General features: G+C 64.3%; 32 protein-coding genes and 1 tRNA gene. 12 read left to right on the top strand and 21 right to left on the bottom strand.

Features of this window, described 5'->3' with window-relative positions; all coding sequences use genetic code 11:
- Positions 1-6 precede the first annotated feature (6 nt).
- A complete protein-coding gene (locus FFS18_RS03890) occupies positions 7-690 on the top strand; it encodes a Fe2+-dependent dioxygenase (RefSeq protein WP_137869838.1) in 684 nt (227 codons plus the stop codon).
- On the opposite strand, the gene FFS18_RS03895 is transcribed toward FFS18_RS03890, so the two are convergent.
- The 5 genes from FFS18_RS03895 to FFS18_RS03915 form a co-directional block, all read right to left on the bottom strand.
- Positions 687-1,550, bottom strand: a complete 864-nt coding sequence (locus FFS18_RS03895; protein ID WP_212743017.1) for an FAD:protein FMN transferase — start codon at positions 1,548-1,550, stop codon at positions 687-689. The two genes, FFS18_RS03890 and FFS18_RS03895, sit on opposite strands and share 4 nt — an antisense overlap.
- A 92-nt stretch (positions 1,551-1,642) precedes the next feature.
- Positions 1,643-2,482 carry a DUF4198 domain-containing protein gene (locus tag FFS18_RS03900; protein WP_171005223.1) on the bottom strand — a complete coding sequence of 280 codons (840 nt, stop codon included), beginning with the start codon at positions 2,480-2,482 and terminating at the stop codon, positions 1,643-1,645.
- A gap of 14 nt (positions 2,483-2,496) precedes the next feature.
- On the bottom strand, positions 2,497-3,027 hold the full coding sequence (locus FFS18_RS03905; RefSeq protein ID WP_137869840.1) for a DUF2271 domain-containing protein: 531 nt from the start codon (positions 3,025-3,027) through the stop codon (positions 2,497-2,499).
- 11 nt (positions 3,028-3,038) lie between these two features.
- Positions 3,039-3,683: a PepSY-associated TM helix domain-containing protein gene (locus FFS18_RS03910; RefSeq protein WP_137869841.1), complete on the bottom strand. Its 645-nt coding sequence runs from the start codon at positions 3,681-3,683 to the stop codon at positions 3,039-3,041.
- Between the two features lie 162 nt (positions 3,684-3,845).
- Positions 3,846-3,938 (bottom strand) — tRNA-Ser (locus tag FFS18_RS03915).
- Positions 3,939-4,182: 244 nt separating this feature from the next.
- Here FFS18_RS03915 and FFS18_RS03920 point away from each other — a divergent pair.
- Complete coding sequence (locus tag FFS18_RS03920; protein ID WP_137869842.1) at positions 4,183-4,956, top strand: DUF1134 domain-containing protein; 774 nt, start codon at positions 4,183-4,185, stop codon at positions 4,954-4,956.
- A 516-nt stretch (positions 4,957-5,472) separates the two neighbouring features.
- Here the strand turns inward: FFS18_RS03920 and FFS18_RS03925 are convergent.
- From FFS18_RS03925 to petA, 4 genes are read right to left on the bottom strand one after another with little or no spacing between them, the layout of a single operon-like run.
- Entirely contained in the window at positions 5,473-6,027 is a 555-nt protein-coding gene (locus FFS18_RS03925; protein ID WP_137869843.1) for an adenine phosphoribosyltransferase, read from the bottom strand.
- A 29-nt stretch (positions 6,028-6,056) separates the two neighbouring features.
- Complete coding sequence (locus FFS18_RS03930) at positions 6,057-6,866, bottom strand: cytochrome c1 (protein ID WP_137869844.1); 810 nt, start codon at positions 6,864-6,866, stop codon at positions 6,057-6,059.
- A gap of 31 nt (positions 6,867-6,897) precedes the next feature.
- Positions 6,898-8,184 carry a cytochrome b gene (locus FFS18_RS03935; RefSeq protein WP_120216102.1) on the bottom strand — a complete coding sequence of 429 codons (1,287 nt, stop codon included), beginning with the start codon at positions 8,182-8,184 and terminating at the stop codon, positions 6,898-6,900.
- 13 nt (positions 8,185-8,197) lie between these two features.
- Entirely contained in the window at positions 8,198-8,755 is a 558-nt protein-coding gene (gene petA, locus FFS18_RS03940) for a ubiquinol-cytochrome c reductase iron-sulfur subunit (protein WP_120216101.1), read from the bottom strand.
- Positions 8,756-8,977: 222 nt separating this feature from the next.
- Here petA and FFS18_RS03945 point away from each other — a divergent pair, with 222 nt between their 5' ends.
- Positions 8,978-9,436, top strand: a complete 459-nt coding sequence (locus FFS18_RS03945) for a tRNA (cytidine(34)-2'-O)-methyltransferase (RefSeq protein ID WP_137869845.1) — start codon at positions 8,978-8,980, stop codon at positions 9,434-9,436.
- Positions 9,433-10,293 carry an oxygen-dependent coproporphyrinogen oxidase gene (gene hemF / locus FFS18_RS03950; RefSeq protein ID WP_137869846.1) on the top strand — a complete coding sequence of 287 codons (861 nt, stop codon included), beginning with the start codon at positions 9,433-9,435 and terminating at the stop codon, positions 10,291-10,293. The genes FFS18_RS03945 and hemF overlap by 4 nt, the downstream gene beginning before the upstream one ends.
- 58 nt (positions 10,294-10,351) lie before the next feature.
- Here the strand turns inward: hemF and FFS18_RS03955 are convergent, their stop codons facing one another.
- Together FFS18_RS03955 and FFS18_RS03960 are read right to left on the bottom strand one after the other, a co-directional pair.
- Positions 10,352-11,224 (bottom strand): hypothetical protein, encoded by an 873-nt coding sequence (locus tag FFS18_RS03955; protein ID WP_120216098.1) that lies wholly within the window; start codon positions 11,222-11,224, stop codon positions 10,352-10,354.
- A 71-nt stretch (positions 11,225-11,295) separates the two neighbouring features.
- Positions 11,296-12,042, bottom strand: coding sequence for a glycerophosphoryl diester phosphodiesterase membrane domain-containing protein (locus FFS18_RS03960; protein WP_120216097.1), 747 nt, complete (start codon positions 12,040-12,042; stop codon positions 11,296-11,298).
- A 132-nt stretch (positions 12,043-12,174) separates the two neighbouring features.
- On the opposite strand from FFS18_RS03960, the gene lipB reads away from it, so the two are divergent.
- Positions 12,175-12,828, top strand: a complete 654-nt coding sequence (gene lipB, locus FFS18_RS03965) for a lipoyl(octanoyl) transferase LipB (protein ID WP_120216096.1) — start codon at positions 12,175-12,177, stop codon at positions 12,826-12,828.
- 9 nt (positions 12,829-12,837) lie between these two features.
- Positions 12,838-13,179: a hypothetical protein gene (locus FFS18_RS03970; protein ID WP_137869847.1), complete on the top strand. Its 342-nt coding sequence runs from the start codon at positions 12,838-12,840 to the stop codon at positions 13,177-13,179.
- 3 nt (positions 13,180-13,182) lie between these two features.
- Here FFS18_RS03970 and queE read toward each other — a convergent pair whose 3' ends face one another.
- The 6 genes from queE to FFS18_RS04000 form a co-directional block, all read right to left on the bottom strand.
- Positions 13,183-13,815 (bottom strand): 7-carboxy-7-deazaguanine synthase, encoded by a 633-nt coding sequence (queE, locus tag FFS18_RS03975; protein ID WP_137869848.1) that lies wholly within the window; start codon positions 13,813-13,815, stop codon positions 13,183-13,185.
- 4 nt (positions 13,816-13,819) lie between these two features.
- On the bottom strand, positions 13,820-14,503 hold the full coding sequence (gene queC, locus FFS18_RS03980; RefSeq protein WP_137869849.1) for a 7-cyano-7-deazaguanine synthase QueC: 684 nt from the start codon (positions 14,501-14,503) through the stop codon (positions 13,820-13,822).
- 196 nt (positions 14,504-14,699) lie between these two features.
- On the bottom strand, positions 14,700-15,104 hold the full coding sequence (locus FFS18_RS03985; protein WP_137869850.1) for a DUF3617 domain-containing protein: 405 nt from the start codon (positions 15,102-15,104) through the stop codon (positions 14,700-14,702).
- 116 nt (positions 15,105-15,220) lie between these two features.
- A complete protein-coding gene (gene hslO / locus FFS18_RS03990) occupies positions 15,221-16,135 on the bottom strand; it encodes an Hsp33 family molecular chaperone HslO (protein ID WP_249340288.1) in 915 nt (304 codons plus the stop codon).
- A gap of 10 nt (positions 16,136-16,145) precedes the next feature.
- Positions 16,146-17,069 (bottom strand): ornithine carbamoyltransferase, encoded by a 924-nt coding sequence (gene argF, locus FFS18_RS03995; protein ID WP_137869852.1) that lies wholly within the window; start codon positions 17,067-17,069, stop codon positions 16,146-16,148.
- Positions 17,069-18,256, bottom strand: coding sequence for an aspartate aminotransferase family protein (locus FFS18_RS04000; RefSeq protein ID WP_120216089.1), 1,188 nt, complete (start codon positions 18,254-18,256; stop codon positions 17,069-17,071). Before FFS18_RS04000 ends, argF begins: the two co-directional genes overlap by 1 nt.
- A gap of 146 nt (positions 18,257-18,402) precedes the next feature.
- On the opposite strand from FFS18_RS04000, the gene FFS18_RS04005 reads away from it, so the two are divergent.
- Together FFS18_RS04005 and FFS18_RS04010 are read left to right on the top strand one after the other, a co-directional pair.
- Complete coding sequence (locus tag FFS18_RS04005) at positions 18,403-18,840, top strand: hypothetical protein (RefSeq protein ID WP_137869853.1); 438 nt, start codon at positions 18,403-18,405, stop codon at positions 18,838-18,840.
- On the top strand, positions 18,837-19,760 hold the full coding sequence (locus FFS18_RS04010; protein WP_137869854.1) for a cation diffusion facilitator family transporter: 924 nt from the start codon (positions 18,837-18,839) through the stop codon (positions 19,758-19,760). Before FFS18_RS04005 ends, FFS18_RS04010 begins: the two co-directional genes overlap by 4 nt.
- On the opposite strand, the gene FFS18_RS04015 is transcribed toward FFS18_RS04010, so the two are convergent.
- Positions 19,757-20,743 carry an LLM class flavin-dependent oxidoreductase gene (locus FFS18_RS04015; protein ID WP_171005224.1) on the bottom strand — a complete coding sequence of 329 codons (987 nt, stop codon included), beginning with the start codon at positions 20,741-20,743 and terminating at the stop codon, positions 19,757-19,759. The genes FFS18_RS04010 and FFS18_RS04015 overlap by 4 nt on opposite strands.
- A 162-nt stretch (positions 20,744-20,905) precedes the next feature.
- Positions 20,906-21,358, bottom strand: a complete 453-nt coding sequence (locus FFS18_RS04020) for an Lrp/AsnC family transcriptional regulator (protein ID WP_137869856.1) — start codon at positions 21,356-21,358, stop codon at positions 20,906-20,908.
- A 73-nt stretch (positions 21,359-21,431) separates the two neighbouring features.
- Between FFS18_RS04020 and FFS18_RS04025 the strand changes: the two genes are divergently transcribed.
- The 3 genes from FFS18_RS04025 (at position 21,432) to FFS18_RS04035 (ending at position 23,634) form a co-directional block, all read left to right on the top strand.
- Positions 21,432-22,022, top strand: a complete 591-nt coding sequence (locus FFS18_RS04025) for a LysE family translocator (protein WP_137869857.1) — start codon at positions 21,432-21,434, stop codon at positions 22,020-22,022.
- Between the two features lie 67 nt (positions 22,023-22,089).
- Complete coding sequence (locus tag FFS18_RS04030) at positions 22,090-23,106, top strand: aldo/keto reductase (RefSeq protein ID WP_137869858.1); 1,017 nt, start codon at positions 22,090-22,092, stop codon at positions 23,104-23,106.
- Between the two features lie 60 nt (positions 23,107-23,166).
- Entirely contained in the window at positions 23,167-23,634 is a 468-nt protein-coding gene (locus FFS18_RS04035; RefSeq protein ID WP_137869859.1) for a DUF411 domain-containing protein, read from the top strand.
- Positions 23,635-23,676: 42 nt separating this feature from the next.
- Here FFS18_RS04035 and FFS18_RS04040 read toward each other — a convergent pair whose 3' ends face one another.
- Positions 23,677-24,549: a dienelactone hydrolase family protein gene (locus tag FFS18_RS04040; RefSeq protein ID WP_137869860.1), complete on the bottom strand. Its 873-nt coding sequence runs from the start codon at positions 24,547-24,549 to the stop codon at positions 23,677-23,679.
- Positions 24,550-24,694: 145 nt separating this feature from the next.
- Positions 24,695-25,360, bottom strand: coding sequence for an HAD family hydrolase (locus FFS18_RS04045; protein WP_137869861.1), 666 nt, complete (start codon positions 25,358-25,360; stop codon positions 24,695-24,697).
- A 59-nt stretch (positions 25,361-25,419) separates the two neighbouring features.
- Between FFS18_RS04045 and FFS18_RS04050 the strand changes: the two genes are divergently transcribed.
- Positions 25,420-25,608: a hypothetical protein gene (locus FFS18_RS04050; protein ID WP_120216080.1), complete on the top strand. Its 189-nt coding sequence runs from the start codon at positions 25,420-25,422 to the stop codon at positions 25,606-25,608.
- Positions 25,609-25,612: the final 4 nt, after the last annotated feature.

Consider the following 25,612-nt stretch of genomic DNA (forward strand, 5'->3'; position numbering starts at 1 on the left):
CCTGCCATGCTGATTGCCGTTCCCGATCTGTTGACCGCCGACGAGCTGGCAGAAATCCGCCGGATCATCGACGGTGCCGATTGGGTCGACGGCAATGTCACGTCCGGCCATCAGGCCGCACTCGCCAAGAACAATGAGCAATTGCCCGAAGACAGCGATGCCGCGCGGCGCGCCGGGCGGCTGATCCTCGACGCGCTCGGTCGGTCGCCTTTGTTCTTTGCCTCCGCACTGCCGCTCAAAATCTTTCCGCCGCTGTTCAACCGCTATGGCGAGGGGCAGGAATTCGACACCCATGTCGACAATGCCGTGCGCCTGAAGCGCGGCAGTGAGTTTCGCATGCGCAGCGACCTGTCGATCACTGTCTTCCTCGAAGCCCCTGACAATTATGACGGCGGCGAGTTACTGGTCGAGGATCATTATGGGGTCCAGCGCGTCAAGCTGCCTGCCGGACATGCGGTGGTCTATCCCTCGTCCAGCCTGCACCGCGTCACCCCGGTCACGCGTGGGCGGCGCGTTGCTTCCTTCTTCTGGATCCAGTCAATGGTGCGCGATACCGAGGCGCGGCGACTGCTGTTCGACCTCGACCGCGCGGTCCAGCGGCTGACCGGCGACCTTGGCGGCAAGGATCGATCGGTGATCGAGCTCACCGGCGTCTATCACAATCTGCTGCGCCGATGGGCGGACAGCTAGCCCAACATTGCGCACCATTCGCGCGACAGAAATTCGCGCTCACCCGCAATCACACAGGCCGCTAGCCCCTGCGCATCGGCGAGCGCGATCGCCGCCGCTGGCCCGAGCACGGTCAGCGCCGTGGCCCAGCCGTCGGCCATCATGCAGCTCCGATGCAGCACCGTCACCGACGACACCGAGTTGACGATCGGCCGCCCGGTTTGCGGGTCGAAACTGTGCGAATAATGCCGCCCGTCGATCGTCAAGCCGCGGCGGTAATTGCCCGACGTCGCCGCCGACAGATCGTGCAGCGCAATCCGGTAGGGCGCCACCGAAGTGCTCGGCGGCATTTCGACATCGACCCACCACGGCTGGCCGTCGGGGCGAATCCCCTCCCCGCGCAACTCGCCGCCGACCTCGAGCAGGAAGTGGCGCACGCCGTTCGCCAGCAGCCATTCGGCTGCCAAGTCGACGCCATAGCCCTTGGCGATGCCCGAGAGGTCCAGCACGGCACCCTCGCTGCGCCGAACGCGGCGCGCGTCCGCATCGAAGTCGATCCGGCGCTCGACATCGTCAGCGGCGGCAGGCACGCGCTCGACCGGTCCGCTCGCGCCAAAGCCCCAACGATCGGTCAGCGCGCCCAGGGCCGGGTCGAACGCGCCGTCGCTCGCGCGCTGGATCGTCAGCGCGGCATCGACGACATCGGCAAATTCGGCGGGCAGGCTGAACCATTCGCCGACCGCCGAGCGATTGAACCGCGACAGGTGGGATTCGCTTTCCCACTGGCTCATCTGAGCGACCACAAGGTCCAGCGCCGCCTGCACCCCCGCGGCGAGCGAAGGGGACGACCCGATCGCGTGCAGCGACCACGTCGTCCCCATCGTTTCGCCTCTGAAGCTTGCGATCGCTGCCCCGGAATCGCGCGACGCAAAGGCAGCGGGCGTCAGCGCCCGGGGGATCAGGATACGATCGTTCAGGGCGCCAGCACCTCGAGCGTGGTGACATAGCTGGCGCGGCGCGCGGGCGGCGGCGGCGCACCACCCTCGCCTTCCTCGCGCTCGACTTGCGGCGTCGTGACGTTCAGCCAATACATGCCGGGTTCGGGCCATGTCACGGCAACCTTGCCCTCGGCGTCGGTGGTCAGGTCCATCTGGCCCAGTTGATCGCGATAGCGGATACCGCCCGGAATGACCGTGACGGGCAGGCCCGCCGCCGGTTTGCCGTCAAGCAGGAACTGGAACGTCGCCGCCTCGCCGGAAAACAGGTCATTGGGGTGCGTCACCGGCGCCAGCTCGATGCCCTTGCCGGTCGATTTGAACAGGCCTGTCGTCGGCTCGCCGACCGTCACGAAAATTTCGTTGCGATTGTTCGCTTCGGCGGTCTTCACATTGGTCGCGCCCGCGGGCAGACGCTCGGCCAGATTGGCCGCGGTCGTCCCGCGCGGCAGGCGCTCGGTCTTTCCATTGAGCTCATAGCTGCCCAACAGCATGTCGGTCGCCGAACCGATCCGCCAGGTTCCCCGCTGCGTCAGACGCACGTCGAAGGTGCTGCGATACCGCCCGGTGGATTTATTCTCGATCGCCGCCTCGGTGCCGTCGGGCGCCCACGCCTTCATCGCGTCGAGCCGCATCGGCTGATGCTCGAAATAGAAAAGGTCGTTCGATACCGCGGCATCGACGGTCACCCACACATCGTCACCCGATACCACCGTCGACGACGGCATCATCCACTGGCGATGCGCGCTGGCCGGCACCGCTGCCAAAGCCGCAAGCGCGGCGACCGCCGCCAAACCCCAAATCCGCTTGTTCATCATCCTGCCCTCTCGTCTTAACGGAAGGAGACCGCGACGGCCCCCAGCTCGGCCGTACCCGCAGCGCGCCCGCCAGCCCCGGCCTTCGCCGGCCAGCTGAACGGAATGCGCAGCAATTCGCGGCCGCCGACCTCGCGCGCCGCCTCGATCACCAATGTATATTGCCCCGGCGCCGCTGCGCCCAACTGTGCGCGCGAGAACGACACCTTATGCGCGCCCGGTGCACGGGTAGCGCCGGTGATGCCGTTGGCGGGAAAGGCCAGCGAGCGCCCCGACACGCGCCACCATTGGCGTACGTCGCGGAGCCACTTGGTCCCCTCATTCGCTTTCATGTCATGATCGTACCAGACCGCGACCGTCTTCGCCTTGGCGCTCGCCTTTTCGACCCAGATCGCGACGTAGGGCTTGTGATATTCGGCGACCTTCAGCCGCGGGATATTGATCGTCACGTCCATCGTGCCCGGGTCGGCGGCCAGCGCAGGCGCCTGGAAAGCAGCCCCCAGGCCGACGGTCGAACCGAGCACGAGCGCGCGGGTGGAAAGCTGCATCACGAAACTCCCTAATGAATGAAGACGACCGCGATCACGGCGGGGATCGCCAGCCCCAACCCGACAAGCGGCCAGGTGCTCTTGCGCTTCGCCGAATGAAGCTGGAGCAGGAACAGCCCGGTGATCGCAAACACCAGACAGGCGAACGAAAAAACGTCGATGAACAGGCTCCACTCGCCGCCCGAATTGCGGCCCTTGTGAAGATCGTTGAGATAGGAGATCCAGCCGCGGCTGGTGACTTCGCTGGTCGCCGCGCCCGTCGTCAGGTCGATCGCGACCCACGCGTCGCCGCCCGGACGCGGCGCGGGCAGATAGACTTCATCCGCCGACCATTCGGCCTCGTTCGACGCCTTGACCGGGAACGTCTGCTCGACCCATGCAGCGACCGGCGCGGGCAGCGGCGCCTTGGCATCCGCCGGGACCGCCGCGGTCAATTGGGCAAGCAGCGGCGCGGGAAGGTCGGCGGATTTTTCGGTGACGACCGGCGATCCTTCGATGTCAGCGGCATGGTTCAGCGTAAAGCCGGTGATCGCAAACAGCAGCAATCCGATCAGGCAGACAGCCGAGCTCATCCAGTGCCACATGTGCAACTGCTTCAGCCAAAAGGTTTTCCGGCTCTTTTTGATCGCCGGGCGCGAGGGGTTGGGTGCGTGCATGAAAGAATTCTGGATGGGAATGATGTGCGGCAATTATCGCGAACGCTTCGCAATTACAATAAACATTTCGCTGTCAGAACGAAATTTGATCCACCACGCACAGCGAGCGAAGGCGCTGGCTGACGCCTTACCGACCGATCGATCCGACGATGAAGGAAAGGGTGGCGGAGACGGAGGGATTCGAACCCTCGGTACCGGATTTACCAGTACGACGGTTTAGCAAACCGTTGGTTTCAGCCACTCACCCACGTCTCCGCATGGTCCGCCGCGCTAACGACAGGTTTGGCCTAGGCGGGTCGCTATAGCCATGCACTTCGCGCCCCGCAACGCCAAAGATTGCCCAATTTCACCCCGAGCCCGAGCATTTCGGCGCACTATCGATTCGGTCTGGCGCAAAATCGACTCGGGTCATCGCCGGTTCATTGCCCGCCGCGCAAACCGAGTCATGATTAACGCCGCTTTCGGTGCGCTCGTACCGTTCGAATTTTGGGGGTCAGACATGCGACACACATTCACCAGCTTTGCTTTGGCGGCGGCCGCCGCTTTCGGCTTGGCGCTATCGCCGGTTCCCGCTGCGGCCCAGATGCGCGAAATCGATCCGAACACCGCGATCGATTCCGATCTCGACAACCCCACACCGCCCCCACCCGTATCGAGCGATGCCACCGACGAGGTCATCAATTACGACAGCGACCTTGCGACCGGGGACCAGCAGACCAGCGAACCGCCGACCAGCGGCACCGCCACCCCCGGCGATATGACGATCACCACCGTGATCACCGAAGATACGGCGACCTATAAGCAGGACGATCTGATCGGCGCCGCCGAGGGCGTGTTTGGCAAGGGCGCGCAGGGGCTGGCCGGCCTGATCGAGGACATCCTCAAGAAACAGGGCGAACCCAACGCCTATATCGTCGGCCGCGAAGCCGGCGGTGCGCTGGTGCTCGGCGTGCGCTATGGTTCGGGCACGTTGCACCACAAGATCGAAGGCGAGCTCCCCGCTTACTGGACCGGCCCCTCGGTCGGCTTCGATGCGGGCGCCAATGCGGGCAATACCTTTGTCCTCGTCTATAATTTGTTCGACAGCAACGATCTCTACAAGCGCTTCCCTGCGGGCGAAGGCGCCGCCTATCTGCTCGGCGGCTTCAACGCGAGCTACCTGCGCCGCGGCGACGTCGTCCTGATCCCGATCCGCGTCGGCGTCGGCGCACGACTGGGCGCGAACGTCGGCTATATGAAGTTCCGCAAGAAACAGAATTGGGTCCCGTTCTAAGTATCGGCCCGCGTGCCAACGAAAAGACAGCCCGCGCCGGACGGCGCGGGCTTTTCTTTAGGGGACAGAGGTTAGCGGCGAAATGACGGCCAACGACCAATTGGGGACGTAGGATTTTTTACTCTCTCCCCTTGAGGGAGAGATACGAAGGCTTGGCAGCTTGCTGCCTAGCCGCAGTTGAGAGGGGCTGACGGCGCGTACCCTCACCAAGCTTCGCTAGCTCCTCACGGAGCAAGCTGCGCTATCCTCTCCCTCAAGGGGAGAGGAGCTTGTGGCAGCTAACCACCTCAAAACAGACGCTACCTCCAAAAAAGGCCTTTCCTACATTGTTCGGCTATGTAAGCCTTCATTCGTTTTACGCTTCCGGCGGATCAAGTCCTCGCTCGCAGTCGGCAGGGACGGTTTACATCGGGTCGCCCCCAGCAGAGCAGCAGGTCCGCATCGCGGCGCGCACAAGGCTGAACTTTCCTGAACTTTGGGCCGGGTGACGAAGGTCAGCGCCCCACGCATCGCAGCCTAATCGCCGTCAAACGCGATCAACGTCTCACACCGTAGCCCCGCCCCCGCCAACCGCTCCGAACCGCCTAGATCGGGAAGGTCGATGACGAACAGCGCGGCGATCACCTCGGCCCCGACGCTGCGCATCAAATCCGCCGCCGCCAGGATCGTGCCGCCGGTGGCGAGCAAATCATCGACAAGCACCACGCGATGCCCAGGCATCACCGCGCCTTCGTGTAGTTCGAGTCGGTCGGTGCCATATTCCAGCGCGTAATCGACCCCGATCGTCACACCGGGCAGCTTGCCCGCCTTGCGGACAGGAACAAGGCCGAGCCCCATCGCGGTTGCCATCGCGGCGCCGAACAGAAAGCCGCGCGCCTCGACGGCCACGATCAGGTCGGGACGATACACCGCAGCGCGCGCAGACAGGCGGCGCACGCTTTCGGCAAAGCCTCCCGCGTCGCCGATCAGCGTCGTGATGTCGCGAAACTGGATGCCCGGCTTCGGGAAATCCGGGATAGTGCGGACCAGCGACGCCAGGTCGAGGTCGGGCTGGGGTGGGAGGGCGATCATGCGGTCACAATCGCCCTGCCCTTAATCGCTCAATGCTTCTTGTCGGCCCAGATGTTGCGGTACGACAGATAGGCGAGAACCGTGAAGATCAGCAGGAAGAAGAACACGGCCCAACCCACCTGCACGCGCTTCACCAGCTTCGGCTCGGCGGTCCAGACGAGGAACGCGGTCACGTCCTTGGCCATCTGGTCGACGCTGGCCTTGGTGCCATCGGCGTAGGTCACCTGATTCTCGGCGAGCGGCTTGGCCATCGCGAGGTTCAGGTTCGGGAAATAGGGGTTGTAATGGAGCCCGGTGCCGGGCTTCAGTTCGGCAGGCAGGTTCGCCGGCGGGTTCTGATAGCCGGTCAGCAGCGAATAGATATAATCCTTGCCGCCTTCGCGCGCCTTGGTGATCAGCGACAGATCGGGCGGGATCGCATTGTTGTTAGCCGCGCGTGCCGCCACATCATTGGCATAGGGTGCCGGGAAATGATCCGACGGCAGGCCGTCGCGCGTCGCGACTTCGCCGGTATCGGGATTGACCGACGGAACCTGGAAGCCCTTGGCAAAGGTCTTCACCTGGCCTTCGGTATAGCCCAGATCCTGAATGTTGCGGAAAGCAACGAGGTTCAGGCTGTGGCAGGCCGAGCAGACCTCCTTGTACACCTGCATCCCGCGCTGCAACTGCGCCTTGTCCCAATGGGGTACCAGGCCGTCGCTCGCCAGTTTCACATGGCGAGGATGCTTGACGAACGAATAAGCCACATTGGGCTCATTCTTGAGCGGCGTCGTGAAGATCGCGAGCACCAGCGCGGTAATGAAACCGAGGCCGACGAGAAATCCGAGCGGGCGAACCATGGCTGTATCAGCTCCTGTTAAAGTCTGGCGCTCAGGCCGCTGCCGGACCCGACGCGGCGTCGGGGGCGTGTTTGGCAAGAACCGCTTCGGTGATCGAATTCGGCATCGGCAGCGGACGTTCGATCCGCGAGACGATCGGCAGAATGACCAGGAAGTGTGCGAAGTAATAGATGGCGCCCAGCTGGCTGAGGATCACCCACGGCTGTTCGGCGGGCTGCATGCCGCACCAGCCGAGCAGCAGCACGTCGGCGACGAGCACCCAGAAGAAGATGCGGTACAGCGGGCGATAGGTCGACGACTTCACCGGCGAGCTGTCCAGCCAGGGCAGGAAGAACAGGAGGGCGATCGATGCGAACATCGCGATGACGCCCCACAGCTTTGCATCGATCCACAGGAAGTTGAAGGTGAAGGCCTTCAGGATCGCATAGAAAGGCAGGAAATACCATTCGGGAACGATATGCGCCGGGGTCGAGAGCGAGTTGGCCGGGATATAATTGTCGGCATGACCCAGCATGTTCGGGCTGAAGAAGGTCAGCGCGACGAACACCAGCAGGAATACGCCGAGCCCGAAACCGTCCTTCGCGGTGTAATAGGGGTGGAACGGGACCGTGTCCTGTTCATCCTTCACCTCGATGCCCGTCGGGTTGTTCGACCCGGGGATGTGCAGCGCCCAGATGTGCAGGATGATGACACCCAGGATCACGAACGGCAGCAGATAGTGGAGCGAGAAGAAGCGGTTGAGCGTCGCATTGTCGGGGACGAAGCCGCCGAGCAGCCACTGGCGCACCGGCTCGCCGACCAGCGGAATGGCCGAGAAGAAGCCGGTGATCACCTGCGCGCCCCAGAAGCTCATCTGGCCCCACGGCAGCACATAGCCCATGAAGGCGGTCGCCATCATGAGAAGGAAGATCACGACGCCGAGCAGCCACACCATTTCGCGCGGCGCCTTGTACGAACCGTAATAGAGGCCGCGGAAGATGTGCAGATAGACGACGATGAAGAACATGCTCGCGCCGTTCATATGCGCATAGCGGATGAACCAGCCGGCGTTGACGTCGCGCATGATATGCTCGACCGAATTGAACGCGACCCCGACATTGGCAGCATAATGCATCGCCAGCACGATGCCGGTGATGATCTGGATCATCAGCGCGGCGCCCGCGAGGACGCCGAAGTTCCAGAAATAGTTGAGGTTGCGCGGGACGGGATAGCCGGGACCGGTGGCGTTATAGACCAGACGCGGAATCGGCAGCTTCTCGTCCATCCACTTCATCAGCGGATGCTTCGGTTCATAGGGTTTGGCCCAGGGAAAGCTCATCTTATCTCGCTCCTCAGCCGATCGTCACGACAGTGTCGCTGGTAAATTCATAAGGCGGCACCACCAGATTGGTCGGCGCCGGACCTTTGCGGATGCGCGCCGCGGTGTCGTAGTGCGAACCGTGGCACGGGCAAAAATAGCCGCCGAAATCGCCCTTGTTCTCGCCTTCCGCCGCACCAAGCGGCACACAGCCGAGGTGGGTACAAACGCCAAGGGTGATCAGCCAGTTTTCCTTGCCCGGCTTGGTACGCTCGTCGATCGTCTGCGGATCGCGCAGATCGCTGAGCGGTACCGCCTTGGCTTCGGCGATTTCCTTTTCGACCAGGTTGCGGACAAAGACCGGCTGCTTGCGCCAGCTGGTCTTGATCGCCTGACCGGGCTGGATGGCGGAAACATCGATCTCGGTGGTCGACAGCGCAAGAACGTCGGCCGACGGATTCATCTGGTTGACCAGCGGCAGCACCACCGCCACCGCGCCAACCCCGGCGAAACTCACTGCCGCAATATTGATGAAGTCCCGGCGACGCACGCCATCTTCGATGCCGGCATTGAGTTCGGATTCACTGGCCATTCGACTGCCCTTGCATGGGTGAACTGACAAAGTTCTCGGAAAGTCGGGCCGCCCCGCGACGCGCGCACAAAATGGCACGCCCCGGCGGCCCCTCCGGGAATTGCGGGCCTGATAGCCGCACAGTCCGGGCTTGCCAACAGGCAATTTCCCCTTCTTTGACCGATGTATGACGCCGCCGCGAAAGCCCTCGATTCTGCACCGGCGCACGGCTAAGGGCTAGCCATGGAAATCGCCCTGTTTCAGCCCGATATTGCGGGCAATGTCGGCACCACACTGCGCACCGCTGCCTGCTTTGGCGTTCCCGCGCATATCATCGAACCTTGCGGATTTCCCTTCTCTGACAGTGCCTTGAAACGCGCCGGGATGGATTATGCGGTACGCGCCAACGTCCGCCGCCACGCCGACTGGAGCGATTTTCAAAGCTGGGCGGCGGCCGCCGGACACCGGCTGGTCCTGCTGACCACCGCGGGCGCGACGCCCCTGCCCGACTTCGATTTTTCGTCCGCAGACGTGCTGCTGCTCGGTGCCGAATCTTCGGGTGTCCCGCCCCATGTCCATGATGCCGCGGCGGCGCGCGTCGCGATTCCGATGCAGGCGGGCTTTCGCTCCTTGAATGTCGCGGTCGCGGCTGGCATCGCGCTCGCCGAAGCGCTCAGGCAAACGAAAGGCTTTCCGGCATGATCACGCTCGACCCGCAGCAGCAGACGGCACGCGACTGGTTCGAATCGCTGCGCGACCGAATCTGCGCCGAATTCGAGCGCATCGAGGCCGAGGCAGGCAGCGATGCGCGCTTTGCCTACACCCCATGGGATCGTGAAGCCGTGGGGATCGCCCCCGGCGAAGGCGGTGGCGGCGTGCGCGGGGTGATGACGGGCAAGGTGTTCGAAAAGGTCGGCGTCAACGTCTCGACCGTCGGCGGCCAGTTCGCCCCCGATTTCGCCGCGTCGATCCACGGCGCGGGCGAAGACCCAAGCTTTTTCGCCACCGGGATCAGCCTGGTCGCGCATATGGCGAACCCGCACGCTCCCGCCGTCCATATGAACACGCGTTTCCTGGTCACGACGAAGCGCTGGTTCGGCGGTGGCGCCGACCTCAACCCGCCGATTCCGTATCAAGAGGACACCGACGCCTTTCATGCGCGGCTGCGCGCGGCGTGCACGCCCTTCGGCCCCGACGTCTATGAACGCTATGCCAAATGGGCCGAGGATTATTTCTATATCCCGCACCGCGGCGTCCACCGCGGCGTTGGCGGCATTTTCTACGATCATCTCGAATGCGGCGACGACGCCGAATTCGATCGCAACTTTCAGCTGACCCAAGCGGTCGGCGAGGCGTTTCTCGATATTTTCCCGCAAATCGTGCGGCGCCGTATGGGCCTGCCCTTTTCTGAGGCCGAGCGCGACGCGCAGCTGATCTGGCGCGGGCGCTACGCCGAATTCAACCTGGTCTATGATCGCGGCACCCTGTTCGGGCTAAAGACCGGCGGCAATATCGACGCGATCCTGATGAGCCTACCCCCGCTCGCCAAATGGAGCTGAAATAGCAACAAGGGCGCCCCGTCGCCGGAGCGCCCCTCGCTTGCTTCAATTTTCCCGGTCAGGCGAAAACGTCACCCGCCGCGCGCGGCGTGATCGCGCGGTAAATCCCCACCGGCATCGAAAATGAAAACATCATGATCGGCAGATAGACCAGCGCCGCCATCACGATCATCGTCAGCATCGCACCGAATGCCGAGCCCCCCAGGATTGCCCCCAGAATGCCGCCGAAAATCAGGCTTGCGACGAACAGATAGGCGAGCATGCCAAGCGCAAATAGCAGGTAAAAACCGACGATCTTCCACTGTGACGCGCCGGTGATCCGCCACGATTCGGCAAAGCCGGTGACGGGATTGCGCGTCAGCCGATCGGCCATGACCGGTCCGGCCACCGAAACCCGCGACTGGATCCACAACATGAACACCAGAACGCCGACGTAGAGCAGCAACATGACGAAAATTGCGCCGCCGCCGACCGCGCCCGATGCCAGGGCGTCGGGTGACATCGCACCCATGCCGCCCAGCGCCGCGCCAAAAACCAACGCGAAGATCAGCATGACCACGAAGATCACGATATAGGCAGCGATCATCACGACGAACATGCCAAAGGCAAACGCCGGGCCAGCCTGAAACGCCCACGCAAAATTGGGTGCTTCACCGGGATGCATCCCGCCGCGCCAGATCAACATGCAGACGCCGTAAAGAATGACCGAAGCGATGAGGGCAAAGAGGAAAATCTTGCCGATCGCCCCGAAGGCCACCGACGGATCGGCAGGCGACATCGCCATCGCGGTAAAGGTCGAACCCAGGAACAGGAAACCGAGCAATCCGACGACGACCAGCGCGCCGCCAACCCACATCAGCATCTGCATCCAATTGGCCTTCAGAAACGCAAAGGTTTCCGAAAAGGCCGCCCCTATGCTCATCTTTATCATATCACTTCCCCCCGTTGTTAAACCCCATTCCCCAAAGCGTTCATCCTGAAGCGTTGCTGTGCCGAAGCCCTTTACTGGAACACGTCGCTCGACGATCGCACGGCAAGCTGGCGATACGCCGCCGCCGAAATCGCCACCGACACGAGGCTACCGAGCGCTCCGAAACCCGCTTCGATCACTCCGCCCAACATGCGGCCGATTCCATCGCCCGTCCCGGCAATGGCGCCGACAACCAGCCCGACGATCATCGCGGCGATGAAAATCACGATGGTGACCAGAAACAGGAAAAAGAAGATCGCCCAGCCGTTGTTCCGCGTGAGTTCCCAACTGGTCTTCAGCGCTTCGAACGGGTTGTACAGGCTGCGGTCGGCGACGCTGGGCGCCGCCAGCGTCAAGCGCCCGACCAGATACAGGCCCGGAATGATCAGCAGGATCAGCCCGAAACCGATCGCGAGGCCCGACAATATTTGCACCGCGAGCAAGGTCGGAAAGAACATCAGCCCGAAAGTCAGCGCCTCGCCGACGCTGATCCCACCGCGCGCGAGCCACAGCCGGAGAATCGCCGCCGATCCGATGATCGTAGTGAGCGCGACGATGATCTGGCCGGGGATCAGCTGCCGAAACGTCTCCTGCAGCGCCGCCATCGACTGCTCGACGCTCGCCCCCGCGGGCGGCTCGATGGGTACCGGGCCGAACCAGGCGATCGCCAGCGCGGGCAGGAAGAAGAACACCCCTGCGATTGCACCAATCAAGGCAGGATGCGATTTCAGCAATTGGATGCTGTCTTCCCACGCCGCACCCATGTCGAATTTTACCATTGATACCCCGTCATTTTCTGGATCCCCGATTGCCTGCGAAGGTGACGCCGTTCGCCGCGTCTGTCCAGCCCTGTCGGCGATCTGCGCGCAGAGCCTTGCGCGGCGGGGCGCGGCGGGGCAGGAAGCGCCGCAATGACCCGTCTGCCATCCCCCGAATGGACCCTGTCAACTGGGCTGACCGACTATGCCGCGGCGCTTGCCGACATGGAAGCGCGCGCCGCCGCTATTCACGCAGGTGAAGCGGGCGAACGGATCTGGCTGCTCGAACATCCGCCGCTTTACACCGCGGGAACCAGCGCCGATCCCGCCGAATTGCTCGACCCCCGCTTTCCCGTTTATGACGCGGGCCGCGGCGGACGTTACACCTATCACGGCCCCGGCCAGCGCGTCGGTTATGTCCAGCTCGACCTGACGCGGCGCGGCCGCGACGTGCGCGCCTATGTATCGGCGCTCGAAGGCTGGGTGATCGACGCGCTGGCGTTGCTTGGCGTCGAGGCCCGCCGCGCCGACGGCCGCATCGGCATCTGGACCGACGCGCCCGATGGCCGCGAGGCCAAGATCGGCGCGATCGGCGTCCGCGTGAAACGCTGGGTCACGCTCCACGGCTTTTCGCTCAATGTGTCGCCCGACATGACCCATTTCGGCGGCATCGTGCCGTGCGGCATCGCCGAATTTCCCGTCACCAGCCTTGCCGATCTTGGCAAAGCGGCATCCTTCGCCGACGTCGATGCTGCGCTGGCCAGCGCCCTGCCCGCCTTTCTCGACAAGCTTCGGCCGAGCGATTAGGAACGGCGCATGACCCGTACCCTTATCGCCTCGCTCCTGCTCCTGCCCCTCGCCGCCTGTGGCAGCAGCGACCCCGCAGGCAAATCGACGACCAAACTCGACGCGGTGGAGGTGCAGCCGGGATCGGTCAGCGATTCGATGATCATCCTCGACGATGCCAGCACCGACGGTACCGCGGTCGACAACAGCGTCCCCGATGACGGCACCGCCAAGGAAGCGACAAAATCGGACACCGACAACGCCGACGAAACAACCGCCGACCCCGAAACGAGCGAGAATCCCGACGCGGTTCCGGCTCCTGCGGCGAAAAAAGCAATCACCGCGGACAGCGCGGCGAAGAAGGCCGAATAAGACCTAGCGCAGCCCCAGGCTCTTGTGCGTCTGGAGCGAAAGCCGCCAGCGCGGATCGGCCATCACCAGTTCGATGCACCGCTGCACATTTTTGGCCGCGTCCGGATCGTCGAGCGGCTGCAGGAGCCGATGGGTGAAATCGAGCGTCGCGAGCCGCGCGACATCGCTGCCGGGTTGCGGCCAAACCAGCTTCAACTCATCGCCGCTCGTCTGCACCAATTCGCTGCCTGCCTTGGGGCTGACGCAGATCCAGTCGATGCTGCGCGGGACCGCAAATGTGCCGTTGGTTTCAATCGCGATCGTGAAGCCGTGCGCATGGAGCGCATCGATCAATGCCGCATCGACCTGCAACATCGGTTCGCCGCCGGTCAGCACGACATAGCGGCCCTCGTCCCCCGCCCCCCAGCTTTCGGCGATCACCGCAGCGAGTGCACCGGCGTCGGCATATTTGCCGCCCAATGTCCCGTCGGTGCCGACAAAATCGGTGTCGCAGAACTGGCAGACCGCCTTGACGCGATCCTGCTCGCGTCCCGTCCATAAGTTGCATCCGGCAAAGCGGCAGAAGACCGCGCGCCGCCCCGCCTGCGCCCCTTCGCCCTGCAGGGTCAGGAAAACCTCTTTGACGGCGTAAGTCATCGGATCAGGCGTAAACCGTCGGGTCGGCGAGACCGGCGTCGGCGAAGCCCTTGGACCGGAGGCGGCAGCTGTCGCACGATCCGCAATGCAGGCCTTCCGGCGTCGGATCGTAGCACGACCAGCTCATCGCCGCGTCCATGCCGAGCCGCGCGGCCTCGGCCGCAATGTCCGCCTTGGTCATATGCTGAAGCGGCGCGTGAATACGGAATTCGACGCCCTTGTCGCCGTCGCGCGTCGCAAGCGCTGCGAGCTTCTCGAAGCCCTGAATAAATTCGGGGCGGCAGTCGGGATAGCCCGAATAGTCGAGCGCGTTGACCCCGATGACAATGTCCTGCGCCTGCCGCGCTTCGGCGAGCCCCAGCGTGAGGGACAGGAAGATCAGGTTGCGCGCCGGGACATAGGTGATCGGGACGTCGCCCCCGACCCCGTCCTTGGGCACATCGATGTCGGCGGTCAGCGCCGATCCGCCGAAGCGGCGGAGATCGAGCGGCAACACAATATGTTCGGCCGCGCCCACTTCGTCCGCAATGCGTGCGGCCGACGCGAGTTCAACGCGGTGCCGCTGGTTATAGTCGATCGTCAGCGCGACGATGCGCGCACCGGCTTCGCGCGCGAGCCCGGCGCACACCATCGAGTCGAGCCCGCCCGACAACAGGACGATCAGGGTTTTTCCAGCGACATCGTGCATCGGCGCCCGATACGCCTGCACCGATAACGGCGCAAGGGGCCGCTTGCCGCGGCGCTTCCAAAGAAACGGGCCGCGCGACGATCGTCACACGGCCCAGTGCGGCATGAAAGCCGTTAGGGAGAAGGACACACATCGGTGTGCCGCATGTCCCGATTAACGCCGGATGGTTAACAACCGGTTAGCACCGCCCGCCGGTTCAGCACGGCCCCGCCCGACGCGCTTCGATCGCATGTGAAAAGGGCTTGCCGTCGGCGATGCCCTGCGTGTCGATCTGGACCAGCCGGTTCGTTTCGTTGCGGATGCTGGTGCGGCCATGGCCTGCCCCGGGGCAGGTGTAGTGCACCGTCACCGACTTGGGCGTATCCTCGATGATGTAGCGCGAACAATTTGCCCGCGGGTGCTGGATCTGGATCATCCGCCGCGCGTCGCCGACGCAAATTGTTTGCAGCACCGCATCGCTGCCGCGCTCGCGCAGCTGCCAGCTGCCTTTTTCAAGCCCGTCGAGCATCGCGAGCGACGGCGCCTGGGCGGGAACCGCGGTTGCTCCCGCCAGCGCGGCGACGGCAAAGGAATATCGCAAAATGGGAGAGAAGATCGCCATTGTCACCTATCCATCGGACGCCCGGATCCGGGCAGAAATGCGACCCCGTTTCGACCGAGATAACAATGCCGACCCGGATTTTCAACCGTTTGCCGATGGATTAGGACGTTTCGTCGTCAGTTTGGGGCAGCGATGTCCGCTAGCGGGATCGGGAAAATGCGCGAACAAAAGGCGCAATCGACGACGATGTTGTCGCTCTCGTCGGCCATGTCCCGGCGCTCGGCTTCAGGAAACTGCGCCAGGACGCCCGCGAAATAGCCAGTGCTGCACCGGCAGCCGCGAGATACGGCGACGCCGGGCTCGACCCGCACCTCATCCTCATGGAACAAGCGCCACGCCAGCGTTTCGAGCGACGTCGCCGGATCGGTCAGTTCATCGTCCTTGAGCGTCGCGGCGATGGTGCGCGCATGCTCCCATTCGGGATTGTCGTGGCGGACATGGAGCCGGTCGCGACCGACCTCTCCCTCGGGCAGATGCTGGAGCAGCAGGCCGCCGGCGAGACATCCCGCCTCGGCGTCGTGGCGCGCGGCGAGGCGGATCAGGCTCGAAATCTGCTCCGACTGCTCGAAATAATGCTCCGCCGCCTCGCCGATCGAGGCGCCTTCGAGCGGGACAATGCCCTGATAACGCTCGGCGGTCGTCGCCTGATCGAAGGTGATCGCGAGGAAGCCCTCACCGAACAGCGCGAACAGCGTCGGTTCGGGGCCGACCTCGGCGAGCCGCTCGGCGTCAAACTTCAGATAACCGCGCAGCTCGCCGGCGCGATAGTCGCACACGAGCAGCTCGACCGGTCCGCCGCCGGTCTGCGCCTGCAACGTCATCTGGCCATTCTCGTCCTTCAGCGTCGAACCGAGCAGCACGGTCAGTACGAGCGCTTCGGCGAGCAATTTTTCTGCAACCGGCGGGTAATTATGCGCCGCGATGATCGTCCGCAGCGTCGGCCCAAGCCGAACGAGACGCCCGCGCACATGGCGCGCAGCGATGGTGAACAGCAGCGGCTGGTCAAACCAGGTTTCGATGGTCTCGCTCACAATTCCAAACTCACAGCTTGCCCAGCGCCCACAGCAGGATCGACTTTTGCGCGTGGACACGATTTCCGGCCTCGTCCCAGACGCGCGATTGCGGACCATCGATCACCGCATCGACAACCTCGTCGCCGCGGTGGGCGGGCAGGCAGTGCAGGAAGATCGCGTCGCCCTTGGCGCCCGCCATCAGCCGTTCGTCGACCTGGAACGGCGCCATCGCGGCGACCTTGTTGTGCGCATGATCCTGCCCCATCGACACCCATGTGTCGGTCACGACCAGATCGGCACCCGCCACGGCCTCGCGCGCATCGCGCACGATGTCGATCCGCGAGCCGCTGGCGCGCGCGGCTTCGACAAAAGCTGGATCGGGTTCATAGCCCTGCGGAACCCCCGCGCGAACGTGGAAGCCGAACAGGCCCGCCGCCTCGATCAGCGAGGACAGCACATTATTGCCGTCGCCGAGCCACGCGAGCTCCAGCCCCGGCAGTGCCTTGCCCTGCTCGACGATCGTCAGCAGGTCGGCGACGATCTGGCACGGATGCGATAGGTCGGTCAGGCCGTTGATCACGGGGACGCTCGCATATTCGGCGAGCTCCTCGATCTTGGCATGATCGTCGGTGCGGATCATGATCGCATCGGCGTAGCGCGACAGCACCCGCGCCGTGTCGGCGATCGTCTCGCCGCGGCCGAGCTGGCTGGTCCCGGCATCAAGGATCATCGGCACGCCACCGAGCTGGCGGATCGCGATGTCGAACGAACAGCGCGTGCGCGTCGAGTTCTTCTCGAACACCATCGCCAGCACATGGTCGGCGAGCGGCTTGTCGCTATCGGGCTTTGCCTTCGGCCAGCCCGCACGCGCCGCCTTGCGGTCGATCGCGTCGGACAGCATCGCCGCGACCGCATCCCCGCCCGCGTCGGACAGGTTGAGAAAGTTCCGCATTAGGCTTCGGGCGGCGTATAGCTCGCCGCGCCTGCCGAAAGCTTCTCGATGAATTCGGCGATGTGATTGTCGTCGATGTTGAGCGGCGGCAGCACGCGAACGACATTTTCGCCCGCCGCGACGGTCAGCAATCCGTGATTGTCGCGCAGGTGCGCGACGAACGCACGGCTGTCCGACCGGAGCTTGAGCCCGAGCATCAACCCGACGCCGCGCACGCTTTCAAAAAGCTGGTCATGGTTGGGAATGAGCTGTTCGAGCGCACCGCGCAGCCGCTCGCCGGTAGCCTTGACCTGCTCGAGGAAGCCCTCTTCGAGCACCACGTCGAGCACCGCCTGCCCCGCCGCGCAGGCGAGCGGGTTGCCGCCATAGGTCGAACCATGCGTGCCAATGACCATGCCGCGCGCAGCCTTTTCGGTCGCGAGGCACGCGCCCATCGGGAAGCCGCCGCCAATGCCCTTGGCGCTCGCCATGATGTCGGGGACCACGCCGAAGTGCTCATAGGCATAGAGATGACCGGTGCGCGCGACGCCGCACTGCACTTCGTCGAACACCAGCATCAGGTCGCGCTTGTCGCAGATGTCGCGCAGCGCCTGCAGGAACGGTTGCGATGCGGGGCGGATACCGCCCTCGCCCTGGATCGGCTCGACAAGGAAGCCCGCGGTGTTGTCGTCGACCAGATCGAGCGCGGCGTTGATGTCGTCGAACGGCGCATAGGCGAAGCCCGGCAGCAGCGGGTCGAAACCCTTGCGCAGCTTTTCCTGATTGGTCGCCGAGATCGTGCCGAGCGTGCGGCCGTGGAAGGCGTTGTTGAAGGTGATCAGCGTGTGCTTTTCCGCATTGCCCGCGCTCGAATGATAGGCGCGCGCGGTCTTGATCGAACATTCGACCGCTTCGGCGCCCGAATTGGTCAGGAACACCGTGTCGGCGAAGGTGTTTTCGACAAGGCGCGCGGCATAGGCCTCGCCCTGCGGGCTGCCGTACAGGTTCGACACATGCATCAGCGTCGCGGCCTGATCCTGGATCGCCTTGGTCAGATGGGGATGGCCATGACCGAGCAGGTTCACCGCAATGCCGCTCGCGAAATCGAGATAGCGCTCGCCGCGCTCGCCGATCAGATACGCGCCCTCGCCGCGAACCGGACGCACACCGCACCGGGGGTATACGGGCATCAGCGGCGTGATCGTCATGGCAGGCACCTTTCAGTCAAAAGTAAAAAGGCGACCCCGTTCGGGCCGCCCTTGGTCGGGCCGCCCCTATACTGCCGCCGCCCGAGGCGCGTCAACACGGGGCGCTATGTTGCAACTATGACCAAGCTGCCGCGTTCGCTTGCGTGATGGTCCGCGCTCTCGCCCCGCTGCTGCTCCTGCTCATGCTTGCCGGATGCGACGCGCTGCCGCGCGACGCGTCGGGAACCAGCGAGAGGATCGTCCGCGACGGCAGGATGCGCGTGGCCATCGCCCCCGGTACGCCTGATGCCGCCGCCGCGCTGTCGCTGCTTCGCGATTATGCCCGGCAGTATGGCGCGCGACTGACGATCGTGCGGGTCCATGGCGAACATGCGCCGCACTGGCTGGAGGACGGCAAGGTCGATGCCCTCGTCGGCCATTTCGCCAAAGCCTCGCCGTGGATGGCCGATATTTCGCTGTCGAAGGCGGTCGGACGCCCCGAGCCGGAAGACAGCAAGCGACCTGTCCTGCGCATCGCGCGGCGGAATGGCGAGAACGCCCTGATCCTCGCGACCGATCGCGCCGTTGCGGCGATGGCCGAATGAGCCTGCATAGCGGCATCCCGCGCGCGATCGCCGCCGACGTCCGCCGCGGCGAGCGGCTCGAATATTGGACGCTCGGCTGGATGGCGAGTGTTGTCCTTGTCATGTGGCTCGTGATGGGGGCGAGCCAGGCGATGAAGGCGGCGGTGATCGAGGATGTGCTGAGCCTCGTCCCGGCGGTCGTCTTTCTGCTCTCGGTTCGCTGGGAACGGCGCCGTCCGACCGCCCGCTTCCCTTTCGGCTACCGCCGCGCAAACAGCCTCGCCTTTCTCGTCGCCGCGACCGCGTTGCTTTCGGTCGGCGGCTTTCTTGCCTATGAGAGCGTGTCGACGCTGATCCGGCAGGAACATCCGACCGTCGGCGGGATCACGCTGTTCGGTCACACGATCTGGCTTGGCTGGCTGATGCTTGCCGCGCTTGCCTATTCGGTCATCCCGCCGATCATCCTCGGGCGGATGAAGCAGCCCATCGCCGAGCGCATCAAGGACAAGGTGCTGCATACCGATGCCCTGATGCAAAAGGCCGACTGGCAGACGGGGCTTGCGGGAATCGCGGGGATCGTCGGGATCGGACTCGGCTGGTGGTGGGCCGACGCGACGGCCGCGCTGTTCATTTCGCTATCGATCATCAAGGATGCGGTCGGCGCGCTTAAACAGGCGGTTGCCGAACTGCTCGACGGCACGCCGCGCGCGCTCGACTCCAACGAACTGTCCAACGATGCCAAGCAACTGGTCGCCGCTCTGAAAGCGCGCTTTGGCAAGATCGACGTCAGACTGCGCGAAACAGGGCGTTATATAGCTGTCGAGGTCGATTGCCTGCCGCCGGACGCCATTCCGACCGCGGCCGAGCTGATGGGCGACGATCTCGCCTGGCGCCTTGCCAGCCTGAGCTTCCGGCCCGAGCCGGGCGATACCGGCCCCTAGAGCACCTTCGCCGCCTCCATCGCGAGCGCGACCGAATGCTTGCGCGCGTCATGGTCGTACATCGACGAGGCGACGATAATCTCGTCAACGCCGGTGCGCGTCTTGAACGCCTTCAGTCCGGCGGCGACGTCATCGACGGTCCCGACCGCCGAACATTGCAGCACATGATCGAGGATCGCGCGGGCATTGGGCGGCAGGCTGTCCTTATAGCCCGCCAGCGGGGGCTTCATCTTGCCCGGGTTGCCGGTGCGCAGCGCAACGAACGCCTGCTGCTGCGACGAGGCGAGCAGTTCGGCCTCCTCGCGCGTGTCGGCGGCAAAGGCGTTGAAGGCCGCGGCGGCGTAAGGTTCGGCAAGCTGCGCCGACGGCTTGAACTGGCGGCGATAGATGTCAAGTGCCTCGTCGAGCGCGTCGGGCGCGAAATGGCTGGCAAAAGCGTAGGGCAGGCCGAGCATCGCGGCGAGCTGCGCGCCGAACAGGCTCGACCCCAGGATCCAGAGCGGCACATTCGTCCCCTCGCCCGGCACCGCACGGATGCCGAGCCGGTCGTCGCCCGCGAGGAACGCCTGCAACTCGACGACATCCTGCGGAAATTGCCGCTCGTCGCTCGCCAGGTTGCGGCGCAGCGCGCGCGCGACAATGCCGTCCGAACCCGGCGCGCGGCCAAGCCCCAGGTCCACGCGGCCGGGGAACAGCGCCTCGAGCGTGCCGAACTGCTCGGCGATCACCATCGGCGCGTGGTTGGGCAGCATGATCCCGCCCGCCCCGATGCGGATCGTCGACGTCGCCTGCCCGATATGCGCCAGCACGACCGAGGTCGCGGCGCTCGCAATGCCCGCCATGCCATGATGTTCGGCGACCCAATAGCGTTCATAGCCGAGCGCTTCGGCGTGGCGGGCGAGATCGGCGGCGTTGGCGAGCGATTGAGCGATCGTGCCGGTGTCGGTGACGGGCACGAGATCGAGGAAGGAAAGTTTCGTCATGAAACCGATATGCGGTGCTGGGGGGCCGGGTTCAAGGCATCATCGTCGCCCCTGCGCAGGCGGGGGCCGCTGGCGGTCTTTCCTGACGTGTCCGAGTAAACCGCCTGCGGCCGTGTCGGAAGGCACGTGACTCCCGGCACCCTTCGCGGGGGCGACGGTATGCTACGCCCGCTCGTCCTTGGTGGAGTCCATCACGACATAGGTGCTGATCGAATGCACCTGCGGCAGCACCCCCAGCACTTCGGTATGAAAATGCTTGTACGACGCCAGATCGGCGGTCTCGATCCGCAACAGATATTCGATCGCGCCGGTGACATTGTGGCACTCGCGCACCTCGGGCGCGAGCGACATCGCCGATTCAAAGTCGGACTGCGCCTTTTTGGTGTGGGTCGAAAGCCCGACGGTGACATAGGCGAGGAAGTTCAGCCCCAGCTTCGCCGGGTCGATCGTGGCGCGATAGCCGGTGATCAACCCGCTGCGTTCCAGTTCCTGCACTCGTCGCAGGCAGGCCGAGGGTGACAGTCCGACGCGATCCGCGAGGTCGAGGTTCGAGATTCGCCCGTCGCGCGACAGTTCGTGCAATATCTTGCGGCCAATATCATCAATCTTGGTCATAGATTGTGATTTCTATCGCAAAGCCGCCAAAGTTTGCAACCCGAAGCGCCGAATTGCAGAATATATTGCGCGGATGAACCAGACCACCCTCGCGGCGCTCTCCGCCTTCGCTCTCGTCTCGTCGATCACGCCGGGGCCGAACAATATGATGCTGATGGCGTCGGGCGCCAATTTCGGCCTGCGCCGCACGATACCGCACGCGCTGGGGGTCGGAATCGGCTTCACGGTAATGATCATCCTCGTCGGCGTCGGCTTGATGGGGCTGTTCGACCTGTTCCCGGTGCTCAATATCGTGCTCAAAGTGGTGAGCGTTGCCTATCTCTTGTGGCTCGCGTGGAAGATCGCCAACGCCGCCGCGCCCGACACCGGCGGGACTGCACGCGGCAAACCCATGACGTTCGTGCAGGCGATGCTGTTCCAGTGGGTGAACCCCAAGGCATGGTCGATGGCGCTCACCGCGATCGCGCTCTACGCGCCCGATCGCAATTTCGTCGCGGTCCTGCTCGTCGCCGTGATCTTTGGCCTCATCAACCTGCCGTCGACCAGCCTGTGGGCGGTGATGGGCGTATCGCTGCGCGGCTGGCTGTCGAGCCCAGCGCGATTGAAGGCCTTCAACTGGACGATGGCGGCGTTGCTCGTCGGATCGCTCGCGCTGCTCATTTGATGCAATTGCCAGGTTGCGATCCGCAACCTATGCATCGCACTCCCCTCCCCTGACCGGAGAAAGAGCCATGCAAAGCCGCCGCCTTGGAAAAAGCGCCATCCACGTCTCCGACATCTGCATGGGGACGATGACCTTCGGTAGCCAGACCGACGAGGCGACGGCTTTCCGGGTGCTCGATCGCTGCTTCGATGCGGGGATCAACTTCTTCGACACCGCTGAAGGCTATCCGGTGCCGCCTGATGTCAAATGGGTCGGCCGCACCGAGGAGATCGTCGGGCGCTGGATGAAGACCAAGCCGCGCGATGCGATCATCATGGCGACCAAGGTGTCGGGGCCCAGCCATGTCTGGTTCAAGTCGCCGTGCCGCAGCGGCATGACCGCGCTCGACCGCAAGAACATTATGCAGGCTATCGACGACAGCCTGACGCGGCTCCAGACCGACTATGTCGACCTTTACCAGACGCACTGGCCCGACCATAACGCGCCCTATGACGAAATCATGGACGCGCTCGACGAACTCGTCCGCGTCGGCAAGGTCCGCATCCTCGGCTGCTCGAACGAGACGAGCTGGGGGCTGATGAAATCGCTTGCCGCATCGGAACGGCTCGGCGCCGCGCGCTATCAGACGATCCAGAATAATTTCAGCCTCAACAACCGGCGCTTCGAAGACGAGCTGAAACAGGTTTGCCGGCAGGAAGGCGTCAGCCTGATCCCCTATTCGCCGCTCGCCGGCGGGGTACTTTCGGGCAAATATCAGGGCGGAGCGACGCCCGAGGGTGCGCGCTTCTCGCGCTACCTCGCGATGGAGGGGCGGCAGGCGGCGATGGGCAAGCGCTTCGTCAACGAAAAGAGCCTCGCGGCGACCGAGCGTTATCTGGCGATCGCGGCCGAAGCGGGGCTGCATCCGGTGACGATGGCGACCGCATGGTCGAAACAGCATGATTTCGTCGCCTCGACGATCGTCGGGGTCAGCACCTATGAGCAGGTCCAGCCGATCCTCGACGCGATCGACCTTGTGCTCGGCGACGATGTGATGACCGCGCTGCATCAGGTGAGCAAGGACATCCTCTATCCGATGGGCTGAGCGGCTTGTGCGCCGCGCCGCGACTGCTAATCTCGCCAACCGTTGAAAAAGGATCCGCCGATGCTCCCCGCCCGCCGCCCGCTCTTCGCCCTCGCCGCATTTGCCGCTGCGGTTGGCACCGCGCATGCCGCCAACCCGGTGATGTTCCGCGACGCCGGGTGCGGCTGCTGCCTCAAATGGCTCGAACAGGTGAAGGCGTCGTTCGGACAGAAGGCGGTGGTCGTCAACTCGAAGGACATGGACGCGATCAAGGACAAGCAGGGCGTGCCGCAGGCGCTGCGCAGCTGCCACACCGTCTTGGTCGGCGGCTATGTGATCGAAGGCCATGTCCCCGCGAAGGACATCGCCCGCCTGCTCCGCGAAAAGCCCAGGGGCGTCAAAGGCCTTGCCGTCGCCGGAATGCCGACCGGTTCGCCGGGCATGGAACATGGCAATGTGCGCGAAGCCTATAAGGTGATGACCTTCGGCCCCGCCGGACAGCGCGTCTATGCAAGCTATGCGGCGAGCGGCGGCGCCCACGCGCACTGACAGGGTTTCGTCATCCCGGCGCAGGCCGGGGGACCAAACGCGCTAAGCCAGCTCTGCTTTGAACAATTCCAGCATACGCGCCCACGCTTTTTCGGCTGCGGCCTCGTTGTAGGCGCGGCCATCGGGCGGGCACCAGCCGTGCATCGCGCCTTCATACACCTCGACCTCGTGCCATTGCTTGCGCGGTTCGAGCACCGCCTTCAGCAGCACTTTCTCGTTCGGGGTTTCCTTGTCGTCATTGTCGGCGATCGCGAACAGGTAGCCGGCACTGGTCCCGAGAATCAGCAGATGCGGGCTGTCGGGCTTGTCGGTGCCGACCCCGCCGCCGTGGAAGCTCGCCGCGGCACCGACGCGATCGGGACGCAGCGCGGCGGTGTAGATCGTCATCTCCCCGCCCATGCAATAGCCGGTGGTGCCGATCCGCCGCCTGGTATCGACCTCCTTCTGGGCATCGAGGAAGGCCAGCAGCGCCGCCGCGTCGGTCTCGCCGGTCGCGCGGGTCAACTGTTTGCGATAGCCCATCAGCTTTTCGCGCACTTCAGGGTTGCCCCAATCATTCGCCGCATCGACGACCGGCGATTTCTGCCAGCGGTAAAAGGGATTGATCGTCAGCACCGCATAGCCCTCGCCCGCCAGCCGGTCGGCCATCTGGCGAAAGGCGGGACGCAGCCCGCGGATGTCGGGCCACACCAGCACCGCCGGGTGCCTGCCCTGCGCGGGCGCGACGAAATAGGCGTCGCACACGCCGTCGGCGGTCTTGATCGTGACATCGCGCCCTTTCACCGGCTTCCCCGCGATCGCGCGCGCGGGCAGCGCCGCGATCAGCGCGCCGACGCCCGCCAGCGCGGCAAAGCTGCGGCGCCCGACGGGCATTCCGGCACGATCGAGATCGGCTTCGGTCTTGTCGGTACACATGCTGTCTCTCCTTGGGGGCTTGCGGAGAAGTCGCGGAAAACTGCGCAACTTTACTCGCGATTGCATATTTCGTCCCGCTTTCGGGATCGAGCCAAAGGCAAAGCTAATCCAGCGCGCAATTGTAGGACAGCGCTTTTTGCTGGCGCTATGCGACAGGGAGGAAATCGATCTCGTCGAAGCTCAGCGCCACATGATGCACGCCAACCTCGCGCAGCATATCGCCATGCGCGGCGCGGTCGACGATATGCCCCGCGCCGCAGAAACCGACGACGGTCATTCCCGCCGCAAGCGCCGCCTGTGCGCCGGTCGGCGAATCCTCGACCGCCAGACACCGCGCCGGATCGACGCCCAGCCCTGTGGCAGCGGCAAGATAGATGTCGGGATGCGGTTTGCCGCGATCCCAGCCGTCGGCGCTGTAGACATGCCCGCCGAAATGATGATCGAGCCCGAACAGACCGAGCGCCCAGCCGATATATTCGGCGCGGCTCGACGAGGCGATCGCGCGGGGCAGCGGCCCCAGTCGGCCAAGAAACTCGGCGGCGCCCGGAACCGCTTCGAAACCTTCCATGAAGCGCGCGCGGGCGCGGGTCCGGTGCGTCTCGCGGAAATCGGCGGGAAGCGGACGGCCAAAGCGCGCCTCGATCCGCCGCTGCGTCTCCTGCCAGTTATGGCCATAATAGTCGCGGAGGCACTCATCATAGGTCGCGGGCATCCCGATCGCGGTCAGGCTTTCGGACAGCGACATATTCGCGCGCACCTCGCTGTCGGCGATCACACCGTCGAAATCGAAAATGATGGCGGCAACATTCATGGGGAAGCGACAATCTTCACATTTGAGGCTTAGACGCCGTCGGGTCAGGAGACACAGAGATGAAGTTCATTACCCTAAACTCGCGCGGCGGCAATTATCTGCTCGTCGCCGAAAATGTCGCTTGGCTCCGCGACTATGAAAATGGCCAGACCCAGATCGGCATGGTCGGCGGCGCGCCGCTGCTGGTCGCGGGGACCATCGACGAAATCGCAGCCTCGATTCTCGCGCAGGCCAATGCGACCACCTGATCCC

This window comes from Sphingopyxis sp. 2PD (genome assembly GCF_005503695.1).
Classification (GTDB): Bacteria; Pseudomonadota; Alphaproteobacteria; order Sphingomonadales; family Sphingomonadaceae; genus Sphingopyxis.

What these genes read in the sequence shown, in the direction of transcription:
- FFS18_RS03890 (WP_137869838.1), top strand. Translation starts at nt 7, where the DNA reads ATGCTGATTGCCGTTCCCGATCTGTTGACCGCCGACGAGCTGGCAGAA.
- FFS18_RS03895 (WP_212743017.1), bottom strand. Translation starts at nt 1,550, where the DNA reads ATGGGGACGACGTGGTCGCTGCACGCGATCGGGTCGTCCCCTTCGCTC.
- FFS18_RS03900 (WP_171005223.1), bottom strand. Translation starts at nt 2,482, where the DNA reads ATGATGAACAAGCGGATTTGGGGTTTGGCGGCGGTCGCCGCGCTTGCG.
- FFS18_RS03905 (WP_137869840.1), bottom strand. Translation starts at nt 3,027, where the DNA reads ATGCAGCTTTCCACCCGCGCGCTCGTGCTCGGTTCGACCGTCGGCCTG.
- FFS18_RS03910 (WP_137869841.1), bottom strand. Translation starts at nt 3,683, where the DNA reads ATGCACGCACCCAACCCCTCGCGCCCGGCGATCAAAAAGAGCCGGAAA.
- FFS18_RS03920 (WP_137869842.1), top strand. Translation starts at nt 4,183, where the DNA reads ATGCGACACACATTCACCAGCTTTGCTTTGGCGGCGGCCGCCGCTTTC.
- FFS18_RS03925 (WP_137869843.1), bottom strand. Translation starts at nt 6,027, where the DNA reads ATGATCGCCCTCCCACCCCAGCCCGACCTCGACCTGGCGTCGCTGGTC.
- FFS18_RS03930 (WP_137869844.1), bottom strand. Translation starts at nt 6,866, where the DNA reads ATGGTTCGCCCGCTCGGATTTCTCGTCGGCCTCGGTTTCATTACCGCG.
- FFS18_RS03935 (WP_120216102.1), bottom strand. Translation starts at nt 8,184, where the DNA reads ATGAGCTTTCCCTGGGCCAAACCCTATGAACCGAAGCATCCGCTGATG.
- petA (WP_120216101.1), bottom strand. Translation starts at nt 8,755, where the DNA reads ATGGCCAGTGAATCCGAACTCAATGCCGGCATCGAAGATGGCGTGCGT.
- FFS18_RS03945 (WP_137869845.1), top strand. Translation starts at nt 8,978, where the DNA reads ATGGAAATCGCCCTGTTTCAGCCCGATATTGCGGGCAATGTCGGCACC.
- hemF (WP_137869846.1), top strand. Translation starts at nt 9,433, where the DNA reads ATGATCACGCTCGACCCGCAGCAGCAGACGGCACGCGACTGGTTCGAA.
- FFS18_RS03955 (WP_120216098.1), bottom strand. Translation starts at nt 11,224, where the DNA reads ATGATAAAGATGAGCATAGGGGCGGCCTTTTCGGAAACCTTTGCGTTT.
- FFS18_RS03960 (WP_120216097.1), bottom strand. Translation starts at nt 12,042, where the DNA reads ATGGTAAAATTCGACATGGGTGCGGCGTGGGAAGACAGCATCCAATTG.
- lipB (WP_120216096.1), top strand. Translation starts at nt 12,175, where the DNA reads ATGACCCGTCTGCCATCCCCCGAATGGACCCTGTCAACTGGGCTGACC.
- FFS18_RS03970 (WP_137869847.1), top strand. Translation starts at nt 12,838, where the DNA reads ATGACCCGTACCCTTATCGCCTCGCTCCTGCTCCTGCCCCTCGCCGCC.
- queE (WP_137869848.1), bottom strand. Translation starts at nt 13,815, where the DNA reads ATGACTTACGCCGTCAAAGAGGTTTTCCTGACCCTGCAGGGCGAAGGG.
- queC (WP_137869849.1), bottom strand. Translation starts at nt 14,503, where the DNA reads ATGCACGATGTCGCTGGAAAAACCCTGATCGTCCTGTTGTCGGGCGGG.
- FFS18_RS03985 (WP_137869850.1), bottom strand. Translation starts at nt 15,104, where the DNA reads ATGGCGATCTTCTCTCCCATTTTGCGATATTCCTTTGCCGTCGCCGCG.
- argF (WP_137869852.1), bottom strand. Translation starts at nt 17,069, where the DNA reads ATGCGGAACTTTCTCAACCTGTCCGACGCGGGCGGGGATGCGGTCGCG.
- FFS18_RS04000 (WP_120216089.1), bottom strand. Translation starts at nt 18,256, where the DNA reads ATGACGATCACGCCGCTGATGCCCGTATACCCCCGGTGCGGTGTGCGT.
- FFS18_RS04005 (WP_137869853.1), top strand. Translation starts at nt 18,403, where the DNA reads ATGGTCCGCGCTCTCGCCCCGCTGCTGCTCCTGCTCATGCTTGCCGGA.
- FFS18_RS04010 (WP_137869854.1), top strand. Translation starts at nt 18,837, where the DNA reads ATGAGCCTGCATAGCGGCATCCCGCGCGCGATCGCCGCCGACGTCCGC.
- FFS18_RS04015 (WP_171005224.1), bottom strand. Translation starts at nt 20,743, where the DNA reads ATGACGAAACTTTCCTTCCTCGATCTCGTGCCCGTCACCGACACCGGC.
- FFS18_RS04020 (WP_137869856.1), bottom strand. Translation starts at nt 21,358, where the DNA reads ATGACCAAGATTGATGATATTGGCCGCAAGATATTGCACGAACTGTCG.
- FFS18_RS04025 (WP_137869857.1), top strand. Translation starts at nt 21,432, where the DNA reads ATGAACCAGACCACCCTCGCGGCGCTCTCCGCCTTCGCTCTCGTCTCG.
- FFS18_RS04030 (WP_137869858.1), top strand. Translation starts at nt 22,090, where the DNA reads ATGCAAAGCCGCCGCCTTGGAAAAAGCGCCATCCACGTCTCCGACATC.
- FFS18_RS04035 (WP_137869859.1), top strand. Translation starts at nt 23,167, where the DNA reads ATGCTCCCCGCCCGCCGCCCGCTCTTCGCCCTCGCCGCATTTGCCGCT.
- FFS18_RS04040 (WP_137869860.1), bottom strand. Translation starts at nt 24,549, where the DNA reads ATGTGTACCGACAAGACCGAAGCCGATCTCGATCGTGCCGGAATGCCC.
- FFS18_RS04045 (WP_137869861.1), bottom strand. Translation starts at nt 25,360, where the DNA reads ATGAATGTTGCCGCCATCATTTTCGATTTCGACGGTGTGATCGCCGAC.
- FFS18_RS04050 (WP_120216080.1), top strand. Translation starts at nt 25,420, where the DNA reads ATGAAGTTCATTACCCTAAACTCGCGCGGCGGCAATTATCTGCTCGTC.